The organism is Cupriavidus sp. SK-3 (genome assembly GCF_000611145.1).
Taxonomy (GTDB): Bacteria; Pseudomonadota; Gammaproteobacteria; order Burkholderiales; family Burkholderiaceae; genus Cupriavidus.
Genome location: NZ_JFJV02000083.1, coordinates 1 through 4,019 on the forward strand (window position 1 = coordinate 1; position 4,019 = coordinate 4,019).

General features: G+C 66.7%; 5 protein-coding genes. 1 reads left to right on the top strand and 4 read right to left on the bottom strand.

Translation table 11 applies throughout. The features are described from left to right. Positions 1–84: 84 nt before the first annotated feature. The 4 genes from CF70_RS08800 to CF70_RS08815 form a co-directional block, all read right to left on the bottom strand. On the bottom strand, positions 85–1,662 hold the full coding sequence (locus tag CF70_RS08800; protein WP_035863226.1) for a fatty acid--CoA ligase: 1,578 nt from the start codon (positions 1,660–1,662) through the stop codon (positions 85–87). A 59-nt stretch (positions 1,663–1,721) separates the two neighbouring features. Beyond that, complete coding sequence (locus tag CF70_RS08805) at positions 1,722–2,504, bottom strand: SDR family NAD(P)-dependent oxidoreductase (RefSeq protein WP_035863153.1); 783 nt, start codon at positions 2,502–2,504, stop codon at positions 1,722–1,724. Positions 2,505–2,825: 321 nt separating this feature from the next. After that, positions 2,826–3,071 (bottom strand): GlsB/YeaQ/YmgE family stress response membrane protein, encoded by a 246-nt coding sequence (locus tag CF70_RS08810; RefSeq protein ID WP_035863155.1) that lies wholly within the window; start codon positions 3,069–3,071, stop codon positions 2,826–2,828. Between the two features lie 30 nt (positions 3,072–3,101). Continuing rightward, entirely contained in the window at positions 3,102–3,491 is a 390-nt protein-coding gene (locus tag CF70_RS08815) for a hypothetical protein (RefSeq protein WP_235184954.1), read from the bottom strand. Between the two features lie 325 nt (positions 3,492–3,816). Between CF70_RS08815 and CF70_RS37565 the strand changes: the two genes are divergently transcribed. Continuing rightward, positions 3,817–4,019: hypothetical protein (locus tag CF70_RS37565; protein ID WP_235184955.1), on the top strand; the 203-nt coding region annotated here is incomplete at its 3' end.

Here is a 4,019-nt window from a genome sequence, read left to right on the forward strand (position 1 = left end):
CAGGGGGGTGAAACCGCCTTTGACTTTAGGCTCTTAGGTTTTCAGGCTTTTAGGCTTTTAGGCTTTTAAAGCTAACCCCCCCCCTCAATTAACCCTCCTCTCAAACCCCTCCCAATAAGGCTCCCTCAACTTCCTCCTCAACAACTTCCCCGACGGATTCCGCGGCAACGCATCCACAAACTCAATACTCTTGGGAATCTTGAACCCAGCCAACCGCTCCCGCGCCCAAGCCACAATGCCATCGCGGTCGGCAACCTCCCCCGCCTTCAGCACGACAATCGCCTTGACCGCCTCGCCCCACTTCTCGTCGGGCACCCCGATCACCGCCACGTCGGCCACCTGCGGGTGGCCATAGATGGCACTCTCCACCTCAGCCGGATAGACGTTCTCCCCCCCGCTGATGATCATGTCCTTGACCCGGTCGTGGATATAGACATAACCCTCGGCGTCGAGATAGCCCGCATCGCCCGTCCGCAACCACCCGTCCGCATCGATCGTCCGCGCAGTCTCATCAGGCTGCTTCCAGTACCCCGCCATATTCTGCGGCGACCGGATCATCAGCTCCCCGACTTCCCCGGGCGGCAACCGCCGGCCTTCCCAGTCCACCACCACCACCTCGACATCGGGCAAAGGCTTGCCCGCGGCGCGCATACGCGGCACATCCTCGGTCGTATGGTCCTCCGGTGGCAACGCCACCACCGTGCCGGTGGTTTCGGTCATCCCGTACTGTTGCGCGAAGCCGCACCCGAATACCTCGATGCCTTCACGCAGCAACGCCGCGGGAATCGGAGCAGCCCCGTACAGCAAGGTCTTCAGGCGGGAGTAATCGATACTGCGCGCACGCGGATCGCGCAATACGAACTGCATCGCGGCAGGCACCAGGAACAGCTTGCTGACGCGCTCGCGCTCGAAGAAATCCAGCACCGCGGCAGGATCGAAATCGCGCGCGACCACGCCCTTGGCCCCCGCCAGCAAGCTGCGCAACCCCCAGCCGGACCCGCCGATATGCGCGACCGGCATCGCCACCAGCGAGACATCGTCATCCGTCCAGCGCGACCACGAGATATCCTCGCGCTCACTCGCCTCGGTGCCGGCGGTGAGGTTGCGATGGGTCAGCATGGCCCCCTTGGGGCGGCCCGTGGTGCCGGAGGTGTAAAGCTGCAGCACCACATCGTGCGCGGCAGGCTGGTGCGCCGGCGGCACGGGTGCATGCGCGTCGCGCCACGCGGCATAGGCGGGCCAGTCCGCCTCGCCGCCTTCCATGGCGATCACGCTGCGCACCAGCGGCAACGCCGGCAGCAGCTTGCGCACCAGTTCCACCGATTCCGGCCCGGCGAACAACAGCGCGGCATCGGAGTGGCCGACGATATAGCCAACCTCCGGTGGCGCCAGGCGCCAGCTTGCCGGTGCCATCACGGCGCCGATCTTGGCGGCGCCCAGCAGCAACTCGAAATAGTGATCGCAGTTCTTGCCGATATAGCCGATGCGGTCCCCCGGCCCGATGCCCGCGGCCAGCAGCGCCTGGGCGACGCTGTCGGTGTGGCGGTCGAACTCGCGGTACGTCGTGAGCCTGCCCTCGAAGGCATAGGCCACGGCATCGGGCCGCCGCTGCGCGAAGTGACGCAACGCGTGCGGCAATGTCGTCAGGTAACTGAAATCCATCAGTGCCTCCTTCTCTCGGTCCTGCTGCATGCGCGCGTCCTTTTCCTTGGAGTGAGAGATCAGCGCGGCGCCATGCGGATGGCGCCGTCGAGCCTTACCGATTCGCCGTTGAAATAGCTGTTGCGGCACATCTCCAGCGCGAGCGAGGCAAACTCTTCCGGCGCGCCGAGCCGCTTCGGAAACGGCACCGAGGCGGCCAGCGCTGCCTTGACGTGCTCCTGCGCGCCTTGCAGCAGCGGCGTATTGAAGATGCCGGGCATGATGGTGTTGACGCGAATGCCTTCGCCGGACAGGTCGCGCGCAATGGGCAGGGTCATGCCGACCACGCCGGCCTTGGAGGCGGAGTACGCGGCCTGGCCTATCTGCCCGTCCTGCGCCGCCACCGAGGCGGTGTTGATGATGACGCCGCGATCGCCGTCGCGCGCATCCAGTGTCAGCATGCCGGCGGCCGAACGCGCGAGGCAGCGGAAGGATCCGACCAGGTTGATCTGGATGATGCGCTCGAACGCATCCGAGGCAAAGAAGCGGATCTGGTCCGGCGCTTCCTTGGCCCGCGATGCGGTCTTGATGGCGTTGCCGGTGCCGGCGCAGTTGACCAGGATGCGTTCCTGGCCCAGCGCCGCGCGTGCCTTGGCGAAGCCGGCTTCGACCTCGGCCTCCGAGGTCACGTTGACCTGGCAGAACACGCCGCCCAGTTCGCGTGCCACGGCTTCGCCCTTTTCCGCATTCATGTCGAACAGCGCGACGCGCACGCCGTGCGCCGCCAGCGCGCGCGCGGTGGCTTCGCCCAGGCCCGAGGCGCCACCCGTGATGACTGCCGTTACCGTTGCATCGAGTTCCATCTCTTCTCCACGTTTTCCCGTATCTGCTGAATCATTCCCGTCGGCGCGCGGCGATGCGCGGGCGGCGGAATGCCTGCGTCCGGCAGGGCGCGAAGCGGCCCGGCCAGCGTGGTATGGAGATTCGGGGATGGCGGCGCGGCACGCATCGTCGGAAGCGACGAATGCATGAAAACACACCGGACGCCGCATGGCAGAGCCGATGCCGTTGCGCACGGGATGCTCCCGTGCGCAACGGCTTGCTGCGGCCTTGCGAATGGACGATTGGACGAATGGACGAAATAATGAACTGACGAACCAACGGATGCGCGTGCGCCCCGGAACCTAGCGCCTCGTCGCCAGGTGATACAGCAGCAACAGGATGACCGCGCCCACCACGGCACCGATAAAGCCGGCCGACTGTCCAGGCCGGTACCAGCCCAGCGCTTGCCCGAGGAAAGTCGCGGCCAGCGAGCCGACAACGCCCAGGCCGGCGGTGAGGAAGAAACCGCTCGGTCCGCGGCCCGGCGTTAGCATGCGCGCAACCAGCCCGGCGAGAAAGCCGATTAGAACGACCCAGATCAAGTGCATGTCATGCCCCCCGGGAGCGATGTTCGTTGCTCACTTGCATGCCTTGCCGTGATCCGCATGGAAGCCTTGCGCGGTAGCATCGGCTTCACTCATGTAGGCGCCGCTCTTGGTCTTGCCATAGTACTTCGTGCCGGGGCAGTGATAGACCTTGGAACTCTTGTTGACCCATACCTGACCGGGCCCGCCACCCGGTGCGGCGGCAGCGGGCGCGGCCGGCTTGGCCATCGGTGCGGTGGTGGCGGGCGCGGCAGGCTTGGCCATCGGCGGGGCAGCCGCGGGAGCGGCCGGAGCCGCCGGCGCGGCCTGGGCACGCGCCAGGTGCGGGATCGAGACGAAGAGCGCGGCGGCCAGCAGCATGGGCAAGCCGACGCGCCGGCTGAACATGGCGGGCGAGACGGTGACGGCTTTCATAGCATTCATGACAGGCTCCTGCGGTGACAATGCCAAGGGGACAAGGAAACGACAGGGCTGCAGACAGCCGCAACCCGACCGACACGCAATACCTCACTCAACGGCTCGCATCGCCACTGCGTTGACCGCGACCCCAGCACCGCACCCGTGCCCCAGCTTTGGGAGGGATCGGTCACACGTACGATGTGCCCCTGAATGCCCATGACGGCAAAGCGCCGGCCGAACAGGGGTGCGGTATCCGCGATGCGCTACAGTGTCAGGCATTCCCCGGCTAGGACCGGCAGCCCTCTACGTGCATGCGATGACGCTCCTGAACAGGTCCCCGAAAACGCCAATGGCCACTACCCGCCACGGTGCTTCCCAGCCCTGCCCGTGGCCGGCCCTCATGGCGCGGCGCGCCAGTGGCGCCGCACTGGTTCCGCTGCTGCTTGGGCTGTGGCTCGCGCTGGCCGGCGCCTTGCTGGCGCGCCCGGCGCTCGCGGCGCCGCCCGGACTGGCCAAGCTGGCGGCAGCCGTCAAGGCCGACGCCGCGCCGGC